The organism is Xanthobacter aminoxidans, from assembly GCF_043193615.1.
Classification (GTDB): Bacteria; Pseudomonadota; Alphaproteobacteria; order Rhizobiales; family Xanthobacteraceae; genus Xanthobacter; species Xanthobacter aminoxidans.
Map to the genome: position 1 here is coordinate 635,652 of NZ_JBAFUS010000003.1, position 17,622 is coordinate 653,273.

Consider the following 17,622-nt stretch of genomic DNA (forward strand, 5'->3'; position numbering starts at 1 on the left):
GTGAAGAAGGATTGAAGAGGAAAATCAGGCCCGGCCGCCCGGCCGCCTCAGCGCTGGGCCATGCTCCGCCGCGCCGAGAGCGTCGCCAGCGCGATGCCGGAGATGACCAGCGCATAGCCCGCGAGGTGGTACCAGGCCATGGTCTCGCCGAGGAAGACGATGGCGAGCGCCGTGCCGAACACCGGCAGGAGGTGCAGGAACGGCGCCGCCGCATTCGCGCCCACCAGTTCCACCCCCCGGTTGAAGAACAGATAGGCGACCAGCGACGGCCCGGTCATCACGTAGGCCAGCGTGAAGAAGGTCACATGGTCCAGCGGCAGCACCTGGCCGTGGAGATATTCCCAGAGCGCGAAGGGCGCGAGCAGCAGCGAGCCCAGCGCCATGATGACGGCGAGGAAGGAGAGCGGCCCGAGCGGCGGCCGCTTGCGCAGGATCGCCGCGTAGAAGGCGTAGATCACCAGCGCGATGATGATGACCACGTCGCCGATATTGGGCTTGAGATGGAGGAAGGTGTCGAGGTCGCCGTGGCTGATGATGACCATCACGCCCACGAGGGACGTAATGACCCCTCCCGCCTGGCCGAGGCTGAGCTTTTCCCGGAACAGCACGAAGGTCCACACCGCCACCAGAAGCGGCGCGGTGGACTGCACCAGCAGGCCGTTCACCGCCTGCGTATATTGCAGGCCGTAGTAGCTCATGGCGTTGTAGCAGGCGATGCCGGTGGCCGCGAGCAGCACGAGGAACGGCAGGTTCCTGCGGATGATCGGCGCATCGCGGACGATCTGCTTCCAGGCGAACGGCAGCAGGATGAGCGTCGCGCCGATCCAGCGCACCATGGCAAGCGTGATGGGCGGGATGTGCCCGGCGATGTAGCGCCCCACCACGAGGTTGATGGCCCACAAAAGGGCCACCAGGGTCAGGAGCACATAGGGTGCATCGTAAAGCGCGAAACGGCTGGGGCGGACCGGTGTGGCGGACATGTCTTCTCCCGAGGCGCACCTGTGCGATGCGCCATGTGATGACCTGTTGGCCGGGAGTGCCGTCCGTCCCCTCTTATTGTAACGGCCTGCGGGCCCCCTCCTCTAACCCGAGGGGAGCCATGAGGGAAATCGAATTTCACTGTGTGAAGCATCACAATGGGTGATGACTCAGGCGGTGTCGCGAGATGTTTCGGCCGTGGCCGAAAGGTCAGCGGCCCAGCAGGCGGTTGAGGGTGCCGTCCTGGATCAGCTGGTAGCTGGTCGGGTTGTCGGCACACAGGCCGGAGCCGCATTCCAGGATGGTGGAGACGCCGTTCGCCAGCGCCAGCAGCAGCACCAGCACGATCGCGGCGGTGCCGAGCAGCGGGCGATGGAGCTGCGCGCCGTCCGGCCGCCGCTCGAACTGGCCGTCGAACAGCAGAAGCACGGCCGAACCGAGGACGCACACGCCGAACAGCACCAGCGCCCAGGCATAGAAGTGAAGGCCGAAGAAGGCGTCGCCATAGGCGCCCTCGCCGGGGATGATGTGCAGCAGCGTCTGCCGGGTGGAGACCGCCCCGCCCGCCAGCGACGACAGGATCATGATGGCGTAGTGCGAGGGGCGCGGGCCGAACTTCACGTTCAGCGCCAGCCCGGCGGCGACGCAGACGAAGCCGGCCCGCTGCAAGAGGCAGAGCGGGCACGGCAGGTCGTTGAACACGAGCTGATCGAAGAAGGCGGCGATGAGCACCGCCGACACGGCGAGGAGGCCGAGCGCGTTGAGCACCCGGAAGCGGTCCGCGAGGGTGAGGCCGGTGTCCATGGCGTCCCTCACAGCGCGATGTTGAGCGGATCGGTGACGTGCAGGCGGAACAGCACCAGCATGGTCGCCACCGAGAGCACCCAGAGCGCGAGCGCGGCCATGCGCTGGCCCATGAGCGTCGCCGCGAGGGCGAGGAACACGCCGAAGAACGGCAGCGACATCATGGCTTCGGCCCCCCGGCCCGCACCGGCGTGGATGTGCGATTCGGTGCCTGCCGAGCCTAGCTGAGCCCTGGCCCAGCGTCACGCTGCGGCGCGGAACTCCACCCCGTTGCCGGAGGGGTCGACAACCCGCAGCGCGCCGTCATCGGACGGCTGCGTTTCCACGCCCGCCGCGGCGAGGCGGGCGGCGAGGGCGGCGAAGGCATCGGCGGCCAGCGTCACGGTGAAATGGTCGAGCCCCACCGTTCCCGCCGCCGGGACCGGGGCGCCGCCCGACTGCCAGACGTTCAGCCCCACATGGTGGTGATAGCCATCCGCGCTCACGAACAGCGCGCCGGGATAGCGGGCCATGATGGTGAGCCCCACCGTATCGACCCAGAAGCGCTTCGCCGCGTCGAGGTCGTTCACCTTGAGGTGGACGTGGCCCATGTCGGTGCCGGCCGGGGCGGGGCCGCCCCCCACCTTCGCCTCGCGGGCGAGGGCCTGGAGATCGAGCGGCAGGGTCTGCATGGCGATGGAGCCATCGGGCTGCATCGGCCATTCCGCGCGCGGCAGGTCGCGATAGATCTCGACGCCGTTGCCGTCCGGGTCGTCCACATAGAGCGCCTCGCTCACCAGATGGTCCGAGGCGCCGAGGCGCAGGCCGGCCCCATGCAGCGCGAGGAGCCGCGCGGCGAGGCTGGCGCGGTCCGGCACGCGGAGCGCCATGTGGAACAGGCCGGGCGCCCGGCGCGGGGCCGGCGGGGCCGAAGGACGGGAAAGGATCTCCACCAGCGGCCTGCCGCCGGCGCCGAGAACGGTCGCCTCGCCCTCGGCCAGCACCTCGAGGCCGAGGAGGTCACGGTAGAAGGCGATCAGGCGGCCGGGGTCCGGGCTGGCGAGGCTGACGGCACCGAGCACGAGGTCGTGCGGTGCGGTCCCGGCGGACAGGTCGGTGGTGGGGGTGGCATGCGGGCCGGTCGAGCCGGCGGGGGCGGCGGTGGTCATGGCGAAGCTCCTTGGCGCCGGGCTGGTATCTGCCCTGCCCGGCTGGGCGTTGTCCCAAATATGGACACGGCCCACGCAAGGCGCCATTGCACCGATGCAAGCAAAGGCTGGCGCCTCAGCCCTCGAACCACTCTTCCGAGACCTTGCGCAGCTTGCCGCGGCGCCATTCGTAGATCTGGGTGCAGCGCATGAAGCGCTCCGGGTTCGGCCGCGTGCAATAGGCCGAGTGGGAGAAGACGATCACCTGCGGCCGCCCGCCGCCCTTCGGCGCGATGATGTCGAAGCCCCGCGCGCCCCGGTCGAAGGCGCGGGTCCAGCGGCCGGGGCCGGTGGAGATGAAGAGGATGTGGCGGAAGCCGTCGGAGCCGATCCACGGCGTGATGCCGCCGTCGCACGCCATGGCGTGGGTGTCGATGAGATAGTCCGGCCGGCCATCCGGCGAGACGTTCACCACGTCAAAGACGGTCTTGGGGTTCCATTTGGGCGTTCCCTCCTCCGCCCGGCAGGCCGCCTCCAGCTCCTTCACCGCCTTGGCCACCACCTTCGGCAGGCCGGCATAGGGATTGGAGGCGGGAGCCGCGGCCACGGGCGCGGGAGCTTCGGCTGAAGCGGGTGGGGGCGCGACAGGTGCGGCGACAGGTGGTGCAGCGGCGGGCGGAGGCGGCGCCTCGGCCGCCCGGGCGATGCCGGTCGCGCCCAGCCCCATGGCCGCACAGAATGCCGCGACGAGAACCGTCCTCATGCTCGCCCCCATACCGGGACGCCGAGCCCGGACCGGGGACAATCTAGAACCGGGCGCCGCCGGATTGAACAGGCCGCGCCCGGAGCATCACGCGTGGATCACGCCGCCTTCTGGGCCTCACGGTCCACGATGGTCACGATGTCCGCCATGATCCGGTTCAGCTCGAAATTCTTCGGCGTGTAGACGGCGGCGACGCCGAAGCCCTTGAGCTGGGCCTCGTCCTCCGGCGGGATGATGCCGCCCACCACCACCGGCACGTCGGAGAGGCCTTCCGCCCGCATCCGCTCCATCACGTCGCGCACCAGCGGCACGTGGGAGCCGGAGAGGATGGAGAGGCCCACCACGTGGACGCTCTCCTCCAGCGCGGCGTTGACGATCTCGGCCGGGGTCAGGCGGATGCCCTCGTAAACGACTTCCATGCCGCAATCGCGGGCGCGCACCGCGATCTGCTCGGCGCCGTTGGAATGGCCGTCGAGGCCGGGCTTGCCGACCAGGAACTTGATGCGGCGGCCGAGCTTTTCGGAGACCGCATCCACGTTCTTGCGCACCTCCTCGAGGCCCTGCGTATCCACGCGGGCGGCGCGGCCGACGCCCGTGGGGGCGCGGTATTCGCCGAACACCTCGCGCAGGCAGGTGCCCCACTCGCCCGTCGTCACGCCTGCCTTTGCGCAGACGATGGAGGGCTCCATGATGTTGCGGCCTTCCTGGGCCGCGCTCTTGAGGTCCGCCAGCGCCGCGTCCACGGCCTTGGCATCGCGGGCCTCGCGCCACGCCTGAAGCCGCGCGATCTGCTCGGCCTCGACGCCCTCCGGCACGGTGAGGATGGCGCCTTCGCCCGTCGTGAGCGGCGATGGCTCGCTCTCGGTCCAGCGGTTGACGCCCACGACCACCTGGTCGCCACGCTCGATATTCTCGAGGCGCCGGGTGTTGGACTCCACCAGCTGCTGCTTCATGTAGGAATTCTCGATGGCCGCGACGGCGCCGCCCATGCCCTCGATGCGGGCCAGCTCCTCGCGCGCCTCGGCCTTCAGCTCCTCCACCTTCTTGGCGATCTCCGTGGAGCCGTCGAAGATGTCGCCGTATTCGAGGAGGTCGGTCTCGTAGGCCACCACCTGCTGCATGCGCAGCGACCATTGCTGGTCGAACGAGCGCGGCAGGCCCAGCGCCTCGTTCCAGGCGGGGAGTTGCACGGCGCGGGCGCGGGCCTTCTTGGAGAGGGTGACGGCCAGCATCTCCAGGAGGATGCGGTAGACGTTGTTCTCCGGCTGCTGCTCGGTGAGGCCCAGCGAGTTCACCTGCACGCCATAGCGGAACAGCTTCTGCTTGGCGTCGGTGATGCCGTAGCGGTTGACGCAGATCTCGTCCCAGAGGTCCACGAACGCGCGCATCTTGCACATCTCGGTGATGAACCGCATGCCCGCGTTCACGAAGAAGGAGATGCGCCCCACCACCTCGCCGAACACGGCGCCTTCCGCCTCGCCGGACTTCTTCACCGTGTCGAGGATGGCGATGGCGTTGGCCAGCGCGAAGGCCAGCTCCTGCACCGGCGTCGCCCCGGCTTCCTGCAAATGGTAGGAGCACACGTTCATCGGGTTCCACCGGGGCAGATGCTCGGTGGTGAAGATGATGGTGTCCTTGGTGAGCCGCATGGAGGGCGTGGGCGGGAACACATAGGTGCCGCGCGAGAGATATTCCTTGATGATGTCGTTCTGCGTGGTGCCCTGAAGCCGGGTGCGGTCCGCGCCCTGCTCGTCGGCCGTGGCGATATAGAGCGAGAGCAGCCACGCCGCGCAGGCGTTGATGGTCATGGAGGTGTTCATCTCGGCGAGCGGGATGCCCTGGAACAGGGTGCGCATGTCGCCGAGGTGGGAGATGGGAACGCCGACCTTGCCCACTTCCCCGCGGGCGAGGGGATGGTCGCTGTCGTAGCCGGTCTGGGTCGGCAGATCGAAGGCGACGGAGAGGCCGGTCTGTCCCTTGGCGAGGTTGGAGCGATAGAGCTTGTTGGATTCCGCGGCGGTGGAATGCCCCGCATAGGTGCGGAAGAGCCAGGGTTTGTCGCGGAGCACCATTTCCTAATCCCCATCCATCGCTTTTGGATATTTGCCGCGATTGTGCGTCGCAATGCGCGCGCCGTCGATGGGAAATTTTTCCAATACCGGAGGGCGGCCGACCCGCGCAGGGCGCCACGAATCGGGCGCCCGTCTCAGCCGTCGCGTCAAACGCGCTGATTGCATTTCTAAATAATTTCTCGTTTTGATTGTATTGATGCTAGCCTTCCACCCGTTTCGGATCCGGGGGGACAGGGGTGCGGCAGGTGGTGGTTCTCATGGCGGCGCTGGCGACCGCCGCATGCGCGAAATCGGCCGACAAGGTCTCGGCGGCCTATGTCTCGCCGATGCAGTTCCAGAGCTACAGCTGCCAGCAGCTCGCGCAGGAAGCCGAGCGCATATCGGCCCGCGCCATCGCCCTGACCGGCGCGCAGAACAACCGGGCGACCAGCGATGCGGTGGCGACCACCGTGGCCGTGGTCATCTTCTGGCCCGCCGCCTTCCTGGTCGGCGGCGACGATGCGCAGACCGCGGAACTGGCACGGCTCAAGGGCGAGATGGACGCCATCGAGCAGGTCTCGATCCAGAAGAAATGCGGCATCTCCTTCCAGCGTGAGGACGCCCAGAAGGCCTCCTGAAAAGCGCCGCGAAATCGCGCGCCCGCCCGGCCCATGCTGCCCCGGAACGATGGCGCAGCACGGGCCGGCGGCGGGGCTTGGCGCTAGAGCACGCGCCGATCTGATTGCGTCGCGATCAGATCGGAGCACGCGTTCTCTTTTTTCGACTTAGAGGGCGATTCACCGATCAAGTTGTCCCAACGTGATCGGATCGCGCTCTAGCGCTTCACCAGCGAGATGACGAACAGGAGGATCACCGCGCCGATGGTCGCGGAGATGATCTGTCCGATCACGCCGCCCACGAGGATCACGCCGCCGAACAGGAAGCCGCCGATGATGGCGCCGACGATGCCCACGGCGATGTTGCCCACGAGGCCGAAGCCGTAGCCCTGGAAGAGCTGGCCCGCCAGGAAGCCGGCGACCGCCCCGACGATGATCATCCAGATGATGCCCATGAACTTCTCCCATCCCCTTGTGTCGGCGCCGGCCGTCCGGCGCGGAACACCGCCACTCTAGCGGGGCGCGCCGCCGCCGGAAACGCCAGCGCGGCCGGAAACGCCAGCGGGGAAACTCCAGCGGGGTCTTGGGCGTTCATTGTCCTGTGCCGCAGCGCCGCATGGCCGAATGTCGGGGTTGAGAATGACTATCGCCTTGGATTTTTTCTCTGCTACGCTGCATTGCGAGATAGGGACTTAACGACGCGACCGAACGGTCCACACCAGGAGAGGACGACAGCCATGGCCCAGACGGCAGCCGCCAATACGAACGAGGGACCGGTGAAGGACCTTTATGAGCTCGGCGAGATTCCGCCCCTTGGTCACGTGCCCGCCAACATGTACGCCTGGGCCATCCGCCGCGACCGCCACGGGCCGCCGGAGCAGTCGTTCCAGCTGGAGGTGGTGCCCACCTGGGAGCTGGGCGAGCAGGACGTGCTCGTGCTCGTGATGGCCGCGGGCGTGAACTACAACGGCATCTGGGCCGGCCTCGGCGAGCCGATCTCCGTGTTCGACGTGCACAAGGTGCCCTATCACATCGCCGGCTCCGATGCCTCGGGCATCGTCTGGGCGGTGGGCTCCAAGGTGAAGCGCTGGAAGGTGGGCGACGAGGTGGTCGTCCACTGCAACCAGGACGACGGGGACGACGAGGAGTGCAACGGCGGCGACCCGATGTTCTCCCCCTCCCAGCGCATCTGGGGCTATGAGACGCCGGACGGCTCCTTCGCCCAGTTCTGCCGGGTGCAGGCGCGCCAGCTGATGCCGCGCCCCAAGCACCTCACCTGGGAAGAGAGCGCCTGCTACACCCTCACCATGGCCACCGCCTACCGCATGCTGTTCGGCCATCCGCCCCATGACGTGAAGCCGGGCGACTATGTGCTGGTGTGGGGCGCCTCGGGCGGCCTCGGCGTGTTCGGCGTGCAGCTCGCCGCCGCCTCCGGCGCGCACGTCATCGGCGTCATCTCCGACGAGACCAAGCGCGACTACGTGCTCGGCCTCGGCGCCAAGGGCGTCATCAATCGCAAGGACTTCAAGTGCTGGGGCCAGCTGCCCAAGGTGAACTCGCCGGAATATGCGGACTGGCTCAAGGAAGCCCGCAAGTTCGGCAAGGCCATCTGGGACATCACCGGCAAGCGCGACGTGGACATCGTGTTCGAGCATCCCGGCGAGAGCACCTTCCCGGTGTCCACGCTGGTGGGCAAGCGCGGCGGCATGATCGTGTTCTGCGCCGGCACCACCGGCTTCAACATCACGTTTGACGCCCGCTATGTGTGGATGCGCCAGAAGCGCATCCAGGGCTCGCACTTCGCCCACCTCAAGCAGGCCTCCGCCGCCAACCAGTTCATCATCGACCGGCGCGTGGACCCCTGCATGTCGGAAGTGTTCCCGTGGGACCGCATCCCCGAGGCGCACACCAAGATGTGGAAGAACCAGCATGCCCCCGGCAACATGGCGGTGCTGGTGAACGCCCCCCGCACCGGCCTTCGGACCTTCGAGGACGTGCTCGAGGCCCTGCCGAAGAAGTGAGGCGCGCCCTTCTGCGCCATCAGGGACGATCTCAGGGCCGCGGCACGCCGCGGCCCTCTTCATTTGCAAAGGACAGCGCCGCGCCATCGAGCGGCCGCGGCGCCGCAGGCATCCCAGCCATCTGCGCGGTCATCTCCACCGTCGCGAGGTCCGCCCCAGCCGCCACCACGCGGTTGCGGCCGGCGCGCTTGGCGGCATAGAGACCGGCGTCACCGCGCCGGAACAGGGTTTCTATGGTGGCGCGCTCTCCGGCGGCGATGCTGGCGCAGCCGATGGAGACGCTGCAATCGAGGTGCGACGTCGCCGGCGTGGTCAGCCCGCGCACCGCACGCCGCATCCGCTCCGCCACCACGATGGCCTCCGCTTCCGCCTCGGGCAGCAGCACCGCGAACTCCTCCCCGCCCACCCGGCCGAAGAGATCGTGGGCGCGCAGCGCGCGGTGCAGGCGCTCGGTGACGGCGGCGAGCACCTCGTCGCCGGCCGGATGGCCGAACGTGTCGTTCACGCGCTTGAAGTGGTCGATGTCCACCAGCAGCAGGCTAGCCGGTTCGCCGCGGCCCGCCGCCCGCGCGAGCCGCTCGCGCGCGGCCTCGAAGAAGGCACGGCGGTTGAGGATGCCGGTGAGGGAATCGATGGTCGCGGCGACCAGCAGGCGGCGGTCCACGTCTTCCTTCAGCAGCAGGAGGAAGCCGACCCCCGCACCCACGCAATAGCCGAACATCACCAGAAGCCCCAACGACAGCGCCGGCGGGGCATCGAACACCCCCATTCCGGCGCCGAAGCCGGCATAGGCCCGCATCAGGAAGGCGAGCGACACGAGCAGGTAGAATCCGGCGATGATGCGCTGGAGGCGCGAGCCCTCCCCATCCCCCGCCAGTGCCGCGAACGCGATGCCGAACAGCGCGCTGATGATGATCGCGGCGTAGCCCACGTAAAGCCCCGGCGTGGTGGCTGCGAGGACGAAGACCACGCTGCCCAGCGTCGCGACGCCGAAGAGCAGCCGGGTGACGCCGCGCCGGTGCTCCCGCGTGTCGACAATGGTCGAGACCTCCAGCGCGAAACTGAAGAAAATGGTGACATTGGCCACATAGACCGAGACGAGGCTGGAGATGTCGCCGCGCAGGCTGATGAGGATGCAGGCAACACCGTGCAGCACCCGGGCGCACACGAAGCGGCGGATGAGCCGCTGCTTGGTCCCCGTTTCGCGATAGCCGAGCAGCAGCAGGCAGACCACGAAGTCCGCCAGGGACATGAGGCGGAAGAGGGTGCGCACATCAAGTGTGCTGAAGAACAGGACGGACAGGCTCATGACCCGTCCCCCGGACGCCGAGTGCCGAGCGCGAAGGCCCGTCCCGCCGCAGTGCCGCCGCCGCTGCCTGCCCCAAGCCACTGGCCCCCTGCGCTGCCGATGCCCCCCGGCCCGGCATTGCTTCGACCAGTCTATACGCAGATCACCCCGCGGCAGAAGCCGGTGACGACCTCATATTTCAGCTCAACCCCTTCAGGCTGCAGGTTTCAGCGCCTGCAACTCTGCCGGCAGCGCATAGGCCCAGCCCGAGATGGAGCCGGCGCCGAGGCAGATCACATAGTCCCCCGGCTTCGCCAGCCCGGCGACGATGCCGGCCAGTTGCTCCGGCCCGTCCAGCGCCGTCACCGAGCGATGGCCGTGGGCGATGAGGCCCTGCACCAGATGGTCCCGGTCCGCGCCCTCGATGGGCGCCTCGCCGGCGGTGTAGACCGGCGCCACCACCACATGGTCGGCATCGTTGAAGCAGGTGCAGAATTCGTCGAACAGGGAGGCGAGGCGGCTGTAGCGGTGCGGCTGCACCACGGCGATCACCTGCCCCTCGCTCGCCGCGCGGGCGGCCTTGAGCACGGCGGCGATCTCCACCGGATGGTGGCCGTAATCGTCGTACACGGTCACGCCGTTCCACTCGCCGGTGCGGGTGAAGCGCCGCTTCACGCCGCCGAACTGGGACAGCGCCTCGATGATCTTCTCGTCCGGCACCTTCAGCTCGTGGGCGACGGCGATGGCGGCGGTGGCGTTCAGCGCATTGTGCTTGCCGGGCATGGGCAGGCGCAGGCCACGGATCTCGTGCACGGTCTCGCCCGCGCGATTGCGGAACACCACGCCGAACTTGGTGACGCCGCCCTTCAGGTCCACGTCCACCAGGCGCACGTCGGCCTGCGGATTCTCGCCATAGGTGATGACGCGGCGGTCCTCGATGCGGCCCACCAGCGCCTGCACCACCGGATGGTCGATGCACATCACCGCGAAGCCGTAGAAGGGCACGTTCTCCACGAACGCCTTGAACGCCTCCTGCACCCTGTCGAAGGTCTTGAAGTGGTCGAGGTGCTCGGGGTCCACGTTGGTGACGATGGCGACTTCCGTGGGCAGCTTCAGGAAGGTGCCGTCGCTCTCATCCGCCTCCACCACCATCCAGTTGCCGTCGCCGAGGCGGGCATTGGTGCCGTAGGCGTTGATGATGCCGCCGTTGATGACGGTGGGATCGAAATTGCCGGCGTCGAGCAGGGCCGCCACCAGCGAGGTGGTGGTGGTCTTGCCGTGGGTGCCGGCGATGGAGACGCAGCTCTTCAGCCGCATCAGCTCGGCCAGCATCTCGGCGCGGCGCACCACGGGCAGGCGCTTGGCGCGGGCCGCCATCAGCTCGGGATTGTCGCGCTTGATGGCGGAGGAGACCACCACCACGTCGGCGTCGTCCACGTTGGCGGCGGCGTGGCCGATCATCACCTTGATGCCGCGCTCGCGCAGGCGCTTCACGTTGGCGCTGTCGGCCACGTCCGAGCCCTGCACCTCGTAGCCGAGATTGTGCAGCACCTCGGCGATGCCGCTCATGCCGATGCCGCCGATGCCGACGAAGTGGATGGAGCCGAGGCCGGACGGCAGCTTCATGCGCTGTTTCCCCTGAAGGTTGCGACCGCGCCGCCGCCCGCCAGATGCCGGACGAGACCGCCCAGCCGCTCGGCGGCGTCAAGCACGCTCTGGCTTCTGGCCCGATCGGCCATCCGCGTCAATGATGCGGGTTCGGCGGCAAAGGTATTGAGTTCCAGCGCCAGCCGGTCCGGCTCGAATTCCACCTGCCGCAGCACCAAGGCCGCGTCCACCTCGGCGAGGGTGCGGGCGTTGGCGGCCTGATCCTGGTCCAGCGCATGGGGCAGCGGCACGAGGATGGAGGGCCGGCCGAGAGCGGCAAGCTCGGCCACCGTTCCGGCGCCGGAGCGGGAGATGACGAGATGGGCGCGCGCCATGCGCGCCGGCAGATCGTCGAAGAAGGTCTTCACCTCCGCCCGGACGCCGAGCCGGGCATAGGTGTCCTGCACCCGTTGCAGATCCTCCTCCCGCGCCTGCTGGACGAGGACGAGGCGGCTCCTGAGATCAGCGCCGAGCCGCGCGATGGCCTCGGGCACCACATCGGACATCACCCGCGCCCCCTGGCTGCCGCCGAAGACGAGCACATGGAGATCGCCACCGGGCACGGGCGGGTCATAGGGCGCCGCAGCAGCCGCGATGGCGGCGGGGCGCAGGGGATTGCCGGTCCACACGGCCTTGGCCTTGAGCGCGGGATCGGCATCCACCACGCCGGGAAAGCCGGTGGCGATGGCGGTGACGCGGCGCGCCAGCATCCGGTTGGCGCGGCCCATCACCCCGTTCGCCTCGTGCACGATGCTCGGCACACCGGAAAAGCTCGCCGCCAGCAGCGGCGGCACGGTGGGATAGCCGCCGAAGCCCACCACGGCCACCGGCTTCACCCGGCGCAGCAAGGCGATGCTGGAGACGAAGCCGGAGGCGAGCGCAAAGCCGGTGCGGGCGAGCGAGATGGGGGAGCGCCCGCGCACCGTATCGGCCGGCAGAACGTGCAGCTCCCGCGCCGGGAAGTGCCCGGCATAGCGGGCGGCGCGGGCATCGGTGGCGAGATCCACCGTGAAGCCCTGCCGGGTCAGCACGGCGGCCAGCGCCTCGGCCGGAAACAGGTGGCCGCCGGTGCCGCCGGCGGCGAGAAGGACGAGATCGGTCACATTATCCCCTCGGGCCACGGAGCGGCCGAAGCATCAGGCAGCGTGCCGCAGTGCCCCGGCAATGCGGCGGTTCCGCGTCCGCGCGCCGCGCGATCAGGCCGGATCGGGCACCGCGGCGGGCGGCGGCGCCACCGGGCGGGCGAGGCTCTCGCCCCGGCGCGGATCGGCGCCATGGCCCTCGCTGAGCCGCGCCAGCGCCGCGGCGCCGGGCCGCTTGCGCGAAAGGGCCAGCAGCATCCCCATGCCGAAGGCGATGGAGATGAGCGAGGAGCCGCCATAGGAGATGAAGGGCAGCGTCATGCCCTTGGCCGGCGCGATATGGACGTTCACCGCCATGTTGATGGAGGCCTGCAGGCTGAACAGCAGCGCAAGGCCGGTGATGGCAAAGCGGGTGAAGGGGTCGCTCTCCTTCGAGGCGCGCGAGAGCGAGCGCAGCAGGATGAAGGCGAACAGAGCGAGGATGATGAGGCACAGGATGATGCCGAACTCCTCGCCCGCCACCGCGAACACGAAGTCGGTGTGGCCGTCCGGGAGCATCCGCTTCATGGTGCCCTCGCCCGGCCCGGTGCCGAACCAGCCGCCGCTCCTGAACGAGTTCAGCGCCGCATCGATCTGGTAGGTGTCGCCGGAATCGGGATTGAGGAAGCGGTTGATGCGCTTCTGCACGTGGGACACGGTCATGTAGGCGATGAAGCCGCCGCCCGCGCCGACGCCGACGAGCCCCACCATCCAGATCCAGCGCAGGCCGGCGAGGAAGAACAGGGACGACCAGACGAGACAGATCAGCAGGCTCTGGCCGAAGTCCGGCTGCTTCACCAGCGGGCCGAGCACGCTGCCGAGCAGCAGGAAGGCGAACAGGGTCGCCGGCATTTCCGGCCGCTTGGTGCTTTCCGCGAACAGCCAGGCGGCAAGGATGACGAAGGCCGGCTTGATGAATTCCGACGGCTGCACGGTGATGCCGGCGATGGTGAGCCAGCGCCGCGCGCCCTTCACCTCCGGCCCGAACACCAGCGTCGCCAGCAGCAGCACGAAGAACACGCCGAACACCACGACGCAGGTGCGCCGGATGGTGCGGGGCGACATGAAGGAGGTGGCGATCATCACCACCGCGGCGGGGATGAGGAACAGCACCTGCCGGTTCACGAAGTGGAACGGGTCGGCGATGTTGAGGCGGGCGGCCACCGCCGGGCTGGCGGCGAGGCACAGGATGATGCCGATCACCATCAGCCCGCAGAGGCTTGCCAGCAGGGCGCGGTCCACCGTCCACCACCATTCGCTCAAGACGGTGCGGTCGGCGCGCGACATCATGGGACGCATACTCCGGGACGGGACATTTCCCGCACCATGCCCCCGCGTTGGTTGACGGCCGATTAAGGATCGTCGTCGCGCTCCGGGGGCATCGCGGAACGGCGCCGGGCGCCCTATCTTTGCCTCGTGGCCAGAGCGAGCAAGGCGCGCAGCGCGACACCGTCCGGGGCATCCGCCCTTCCCGAGCCGTTCGCCGGCTGGTTCCGCACGCGGGGCTGGACGCCGCGGGCGCACCAGCTCGACCTCATCGCCGCCGCCGAGAGCGGACACTCGGTGCTGCTCATCGCGCCCACCGGCGCCGGCAAGACGCTGGCCGGCTTCCTGCCGACCCTGATCGAGCTGAGCCGCCCGAAGGCGAAGATCCGCAAGGCCGCCGCCCCGGTGGCCGAAACCCCTGAAACAGACCCCGGCGCGGCGCCCGTGCCCTTCGCCCGCTGGCAGGCGGAGCGGCCGGCTTCGCCGCTGCACACGCTTTATATCTCGCCGCTGAAGGCGCTGGCGGTGGACATCGCCCGCAATCTGGAAGCCCCGGTGGAGGAGATGGGGCTCGACATCCGCGTGGAGACCCGCACCGGCGACACCCCCGCCTCGCGCCGCCAGCGGCAGCGGCGCGACCCGCCGCATATCCTCCTGACCACGCCGGAGCAGATCTCCCTGCTGCTCGCCTCCAAGGATGCGGAGCACCTCTTCTCAGGCCTCAAGCGCGTGGTGCTGGACGAACTGCACGCCCTCGTCACCTCCAAGCGCGGCGACCTGCTGTCCCTCGCCCTCGCGCGGCTGCGCGCCATCGCCCCCGGCCTGCAATGCGTCGGCCTCTCCGCCACCGTCGCGGAACCGGACGACCTCAGGCGCTATCTGGTGCCGCAAAACCACGACGAAGATGAGGATGCGGCCGAGCCCGCGCTCGCCGATCTGGTGATCGCGGCGGGCGGGGCGGCCCCCGATATCTCCATGCTGGAGAGCCGGGCGCGCATGCCGTGGGCGAGCCACACGGCGCAGCACGCCTTCGCCGAGATCTACGAGCTGATCGGCGCCAACAAGCTGTCACTCGTGTTCGTGAACACCCGCTGGCAGGCGGAATTCCTGTTTCAGGAACTCTGGCGCATCAACGACCTCAATTACCCCATCGCGCTCCACCACGGCTCCCTCGCGGTGGAGCAGCGGCGCCGGGTGGAGGCGGCCATGGCGGCGGGGAAACTCAAGGCCGTGGTGGCCACCTCCTCCCTCGACCTCGGCATCGACTGGGGCGATGTGGATCTCGTCATCAATGTGGGCGCGCCCAAGGGCGCCTCTCGCCTCATGCAGCGTATCGGCCGCGCCAACCACCGCCTCGACGAGCCCTCCCGTGCCGTGCTGGTCCCGGCCAACCGGTTCGAAGTGCTGGAATGCCGGGCGGCGCTGGAGGCGGTGAAGGTCGGCGCGCAGGACACCCCGCCCGAGCGGGAAGGTGCGTTCGACGTGCTGGCCCAGCACATCCTCGGCATGGCCTGCGCCGCGCCCTTCTCCGCCGATGCCCTCTATGGCGAGGTGCGCTCGGCCGCGCCCTATCGCGCCTTGTCCCGCGAAGACTTCGATGCGGCGCTCGATTTCGTCGCCACCGGCGGCTACGCGCTGCGCGCCTATGAGCGCTACGCCAAGATCCGCCGCACCAAGGACGGGCTGTGGCGCGTCGCCAATCCCATGATCGCCCAAGCCTACCGGCTGAACGTGGGCACCATCGTGGAAGCCTCCATGCTCAAGGTGCGTCTCGTCTCGGCGCGCGGCGCGGCCAAGACCGGCGTCGCCGGGCGGGTGCGCTTCGGCGGGCGGCTGCTGGGCGAGGTGGAGGAATATTTCGTCGAGACCCTGGTGCCGGGCGACACCTTCGTCTTCGCCGGGGAGATACTGCGCTACGAAGTGCTGGTGGAGGACGAGGTCTATGTCTCGCGCACCACCGCCACCGAGCCGAAGGTGCCGGCCTATGCGGGCGGCAAGTTCCCCCTCTCCACCTTCCTGGCGGCCGGGGTGCGGGCGCTGCTCTCCGCCCCCGAGCGCTGGGCCGCCCTGCCGCCGCAGGTGCGCGACTGGCTGGAATTGCAGCAGGCCAAGTCCCGCCTGCCCGGCCGGGACGATCTGCTGGTGGAGACCTTCGAGCGGTCGGGGCGCTACTACCTCGTCACCTACCCGTTCGAGGGCCGGCTCGCCCACCAGACGCTGGGGATGCTGCTGACGCGCCGGCTGGAGCGCGCGCGGCTGAAGCCGCTGGGCTTCGTCGCCAATGATTATGCCCTCGCCGTCTATGCCGCCGGCGACATGGGGGCGGCGATCAGCGGGGGGCGGCTGTCGCTGGACGACCTGTTCGATCAGGACATGCTGGGCGACGATCTGGAAGCGTGGCTGGCCGAGAGCGCGCTGATGAAGCGGACGTTCCGCCATTGCGCCGTCATCGCCGGGCTCATCGAGCGGCGGTTTCCGGGTAAGGAGAAGACCTCGCGGCAGGTCACGGTCTCCACCGACCTCATCTATGACGTGCTGCGCCGTCACGAGCCGGACCATCTGCTGCTGCGCGCGGCGCGGGCGGACGCGGCAACCGGGCTGCTGGACGTGAAGCGGCTGGGGGAAATGCTGGCGCGCATCCGCGGGCATGTGGTGCACCAGCCCCTGCCGCGCGTGTCGCCGCTGGCCGTGCCGGTGCTGCTGGAAATCGGCCGGGAGAGCGTGGGCGGCGACGCCAACGAGGCGCTGCTCGCCGAGGCGGAGGAGGAACTGGTGCGGGCGGCGACGGAATGAGCGTCAGGCCCGCCGGGACCGTCAGGCCAACCTTGCGCGGATCACCTTCCGCGAATCACCAAGCCCCGCCGGCGGACGTCAGGGCCGCTGCGCTCAAGCACATGAAATTCCCTCGCGGCAAGCCTTTGTGGCGCGCCACGTCCCGTCCCCGTGGTGCATTTCGCACCTGCGAAGACAAATCGGAGCTGTTGCATCCATGATACGAGCAACTTTGAACCGGCTCCAACTTCATCACAATCGCGTGATCGACCGAGGCACAAAAGGCCCGCACAATCTTCCGCTGACTCAGAAGACCGCGCCCACGACCGTCGCGACCGAAGCGGCGCTGGCCTCGTGGGGGGCGAAAAACGCAGCGATACCAAGGATGGACACCAGAGCGCCCGTGACAGCAAGCTTGCGAAGCATGGCTTTACTCCCAGATCCCGTAAGATCCCGTTCTGCACCGACAACGATGCAGGGGGATTAAGAGTTCCTTAACCAAGTCACCCTGAACCCTTTTTGATGCTTGCGTTAACGAAGTGTTCAGGAAAGTCACGGGTCCGTGACGCCGGGCGCGCGGAAGTCACCGGACCGGCCACCCCGGCGACGACTTCAGCGGTTCGTGATGTTGCGCTGCAAAATGAAGTAACGCGGATGTAACCGGCAGGAGGGGAAGCATGTCGTTGAGCGGCGTACCGTCGAAGAGCCGATGGCACGATGTGGAGGCCCCCGGGCTGGAGGAACTGGAGCAGCTGGCGCAGGAGGCCTTCGCCGCCCTGCCGGACTCGTTCCGCGCCCTGTGCCAGGGCCTCGTCATCAAGGTGGAGGACTTTCCCACCGACGAGGTACTGGACGAGCTTGGCGCCGAGACCCCGTTCGACCTGCTCGGCCTGTTCCACGGCATCGGCCGCGCGCAGGGCGGGGCGGTGGCCCAGACCGGGCAGATGCCCAACATGGTGTTCCTCTATCGCCGACCCATCCTCGATTACTGGGCGGAGAACGAGGAAACCCTCGGCGACGTCGTCACCCATGTGCTGGTGCACGAGATCGGCCATCATTTCGGCCTCAGCGACGACGACATGGAGGCCATCGAGGACCGGGCCAATTGACCGCAGGCAAAACACTACCTTGGCACTGGACCCAGCGGCAGCGCTTTCTAGAATGACT

General features: G+C 68.6%; 15 protein-coding genes. 4 read left to right on the forward strand and 11 right to left on the reverse strand.

Going from position 1 to position 17,622, the window contains the following annotated elements; genetic code table 11:
* Window positions 1–47 precede the first annotated feature (47 nt).
* The 6 genes from V5F74_RS18120 to V5F74_RS18145 all read right to left on the reverse strand — a co-directional run bounded on the left by V5F74_RS18120 (window position 48) and on the right by V5F74_RS18145 (window position 5,744).
* Window positions 48–980, reverse strand: a complete 933-nt coding sequence (locus V5F74_RS18120) for a DMT family transporter (protein WP_394009593.1) — start codon at window positions 978–980, stop codon at window positions 48–50.
* A 208-nt stretch (window positions 981–1,188) separates the two neighbouring features.
* Complete coding sequence (locus V5F74_RS18125) at window positions 1,189–1,782, reverse strand: disulfide bond formation protein B (protein WP_394009594.1); 594 nt, start codon at window positions 1,780–1,782, stop codon at window positions 1,189–1,191.
* Window positions 1,783–1,790: 8 nt separating this feature from the next.
* Window positions 1,791–1,946, reverse strand: a complete 156-nt coding sequence (locus V5F74_RS18130; protein ID WP_029556801.1) for a DUF5993 family protein — start codon at window positions 1,944–1,946, stop codon at window positions 1,791–1,793.
* Between the two features lie 78 nt (window positions 1,947–2,024).
* Window positions 2,025–2,930, reverse strand: coding sequence for a VOC family protein (locus V5F74_RS18135; RefSeq protein ID WP_394009595.1), 906 nt, complete (start codon window positions 2,928–2,930; stop codon window positions 2,025–2,027).
* A gap of 115 nt (window positions 2,931–3,045) precedes the next feature.
* Window positions 3,046–3,672: a hypothetical protein gene (locus V5F74_RS18140; RefSeq protein WP_394009596.1), complete on the reverse strand. Its 627-nt coding sequence runs from the start codon at window positions 3,670–3,672 to the stop codon at window positions 3,046–3,048.
* Window positions 3,673–3,770: 98 nt separating this feature from the next.
* On the reverse strand, window positions 3,771–5,744 hold the full coding sequence (locus V5F74_RS18145; RefSeq protein ID WP_394009597.1) for a methylmalonyl-CoA mutase family protein: 1,974 nt from the start codon (window positions 5,742–5,744) through the stop codon (window positions 3,771–3,773).
* A 245-nt stretch (window positions 5,745–5,989) separates the two neighbouring features.
* On the opposite strand from V5F74_RS18145, the gene V5F74_RS18150 reads away from it, so the two are divergent.
* Complete coding sequence (locus tag V5F74_RS18150) at window positions 5,990–6,361, forward strand: hypothetical protein (RefSeq protein ID WP_245279319.1); 372 nt, start codon at window positions 5,990–5,992, stop codon at window positions 6,359–6,361.
* Between the two features lie 197 nt (window positions 6,362–6,558).
* Here V5F74_RS18150 and V5F74_RS18155 read toward each other — a convergent pair whose 3' ends face one another.
* Window positions 6,559–6,795 carry a GlsB/YeaQ/YmgE family stress response membrane protein gene (locus V5F74_RS18155; RefSeq protein WP_024277182.1) on the reverse strand — a complete coding sequence of 79 codons (237 nt, stop codon included), beginning with the start codon at window positions 6,793–6,795 and terminating at the stop codon, window positions 6,559–6,561.
* A 282-nt stretch (window positions 6,796–7,077) separates the two neighbouring features.
* On the opposite strand from V5F74_RS18155, the gene ccrA reads away from it, so the two are divergent.
* Window positions 7,078–8,361, forward strand: coding sequence for a crotonyl-CoA carboxylase/reductase (ccrA, locus tag V5F74_RS18160; protein WP_029556796.1), 1,284 nt, complete (start codon window positions 7,078–7,080; stop codon window positions 8,359–8,361).
* A gap of 31 nt (window positions 8,362–8,392) precedes the next feature.
* Here the strand turns inward: ccrA and V5F74_RS18165 are convergent, their stop codons facing one another.
* The 4 genes from V5F74_RS18165 to ftsW form a co-directional block, all read right to left on the reverse strand.
* A complete protein-coding gene (locus V5F74_RS18165) occupies window positions 8,393–9,670 on the reverse strand; it encodes a GGDEF domain-containing protein (protein ID WP_374251709.1) in 1,278 nt (425 codons plus the stop codon).
* 192 nt (window positions 9,671–9,862) lie between these two features.
* Window positions 9,863–11,275, reverse strand: a complete 1,413-nt coding sequence (gene murC / locus V5F74_RS18170; RefSeq protein ID WP_394009598.1) for a UDP-N-acetylmuramate--L-alanine ligase — start codon at window positions 11,273–11,275, stop codon at window positions 9,863–9,865.
* Window positions 11,272–12,399: an undecaprenyldiphospho-muramoylpentapeptide beta-N-acetylglucosaminyltransferase gene (murG, locus tag V5F74_RS18175; protein ID WP_394009599.1), complete on the reverse strand. Its 1,128-nt coding sequence runs from the start codon at window positions 12,397–12,399 to the stop codon at window positions 11,272–11,274. Before murG ends, murC begins: the two co-directional genes overlap by 4 nt.
* Window positions 12,400–12,492: 93 nt before the next feature.
* A complete protein-coding gene (gene ftsW, locus V5F74_RS18180) occupies window positions 12,493–13,707 on the reverse strand; it encodes a putative lipid II flippase FtsW (protein WP_394009600.1) in 1,215 nt (404 codons plus the stop codon).
* A gap of 126 nt (window positions 13,708–13,833) precedes the next feature.
* On the opposite strand from ftsW, the gene V5F74_RS18185 reads away from it, so the two are divergent.
* Together V5F74_RS18185 and V5F74_RS18190 are read left to right on the forward strand one after the other, a co-directional pair.
* Window positions 13,834–16,476, forward strand: a complete 2,643-nt coding sequence (locus V5F74_RS18185; RefSeq protein WP_394009601.1) for a ligase-associated DNA damage response DEXH box helicase — start codon at window positions 13,834–13,836, stop codon at window positions 16,474–16,476.
* Window positions 16,477–17,132: 656 nt separating this feature from the next.
* Complete coding sequence (locus V5F74_RS18190) at window positions 17,133–17,564, forward strand: metallopeptidase family protein (RefSeq protein ID WP_024277175.1); 432 nt, start codon at window positions 17,133–17,135, stop codon at window positions 17,562–17,564.
* Window positions 17,565–17,622 lie beyond the last annotated feature (58 nt).

Excerpts from the sequence above, each read along its gene's own strand:
- V5F74_RS18140 (WP_394009596.1), bottom strand. The coding sequence starts at position 3,672 with ATGAGGACGGTTCTCGTCGCGGCATTCTGTGCGGCCATGGGGCTGGGC.
- V5F74_RS18190 (WP_024277175.1), top strand. The coding sequence starts at position 17,133 with ATGTCGTTGAGCGGCGTACCGTCGAAGAGCCGATGGCACGATGTGGAG.
- V5F74_RS18145 (WP_394009597.1), bottom strand. The coding sequence starts at position 5,744 with ATGGTGCTCCGCGACAAACCCTGGCTCTTCCGCACCTATGCGGGGCAT.
- V5F74_RS18120 (WP_394009593.1), bottom strand. The coding sequence starts at position 980 with ATGTCCGCCACACCGGTCCGCCCCAGCCGTTTCGCGCTTTACGATGCA.
- V5F74_RS18155 (WP_024277182.1), bottom strand. The coding sequence starts at position 6,795 with ATGGGCATCATCTGGATGATCATCGTCGGGGCGGTCGCCGGCTTCCTG.
- murC (WP_394009598.1), bottom strand. The coding sequence starts at position 11,275 with ATGAAGCTGCCGTCCGGCCTCGGCTCCATCCACTTCGTCGGCATCGGC.
- V5F74_RS18165 (WP_374251709.1), bottom strand. The coding sequence starts at position 9,670 with ATGAGCCTGTCCGTCCTGTTCTTCAGCACACTTGATGTGCGCACCCTC.
- ftsW (WP_394009600.1), bottom strand. The coding sequence starts at position 13,707 with ATGATGTCGCGCGCCGACCGCACCGTCTTGAGCGAATGGTGGTGGACG.
- V5F74_RS18130 (WP_029556801.1), bottom strand. The coding sequence starts at position 1,946 with ATGATGTCGCTGCCGTTCTTCGGCGTGTTCCTCGCCCTCGCGGCGACG.
- ccrA (WP_029556796.1), top strand. The coding sequence starts at position 7,078 with ATGGCCCAGACGGCAGCCGCCAATACGAACGAGGGACCGGTGAAGGAC.
- V5F74_RS18135 (WP_394009595.1), bottom strand. The coding sequence starts at position 2,930 with ATGACCACCGCCGCCCCCGCCGGCTCGACCGGCCCGCATGCCACCCCC.
- V5F74_RS18125 (WP_394009594.1), bottom strand. The coding sequence starts at position 1,782 with ATGGACACCGGCCTCACCCTCGCGGACCGCTTCCGGGTGCTCAACGCG.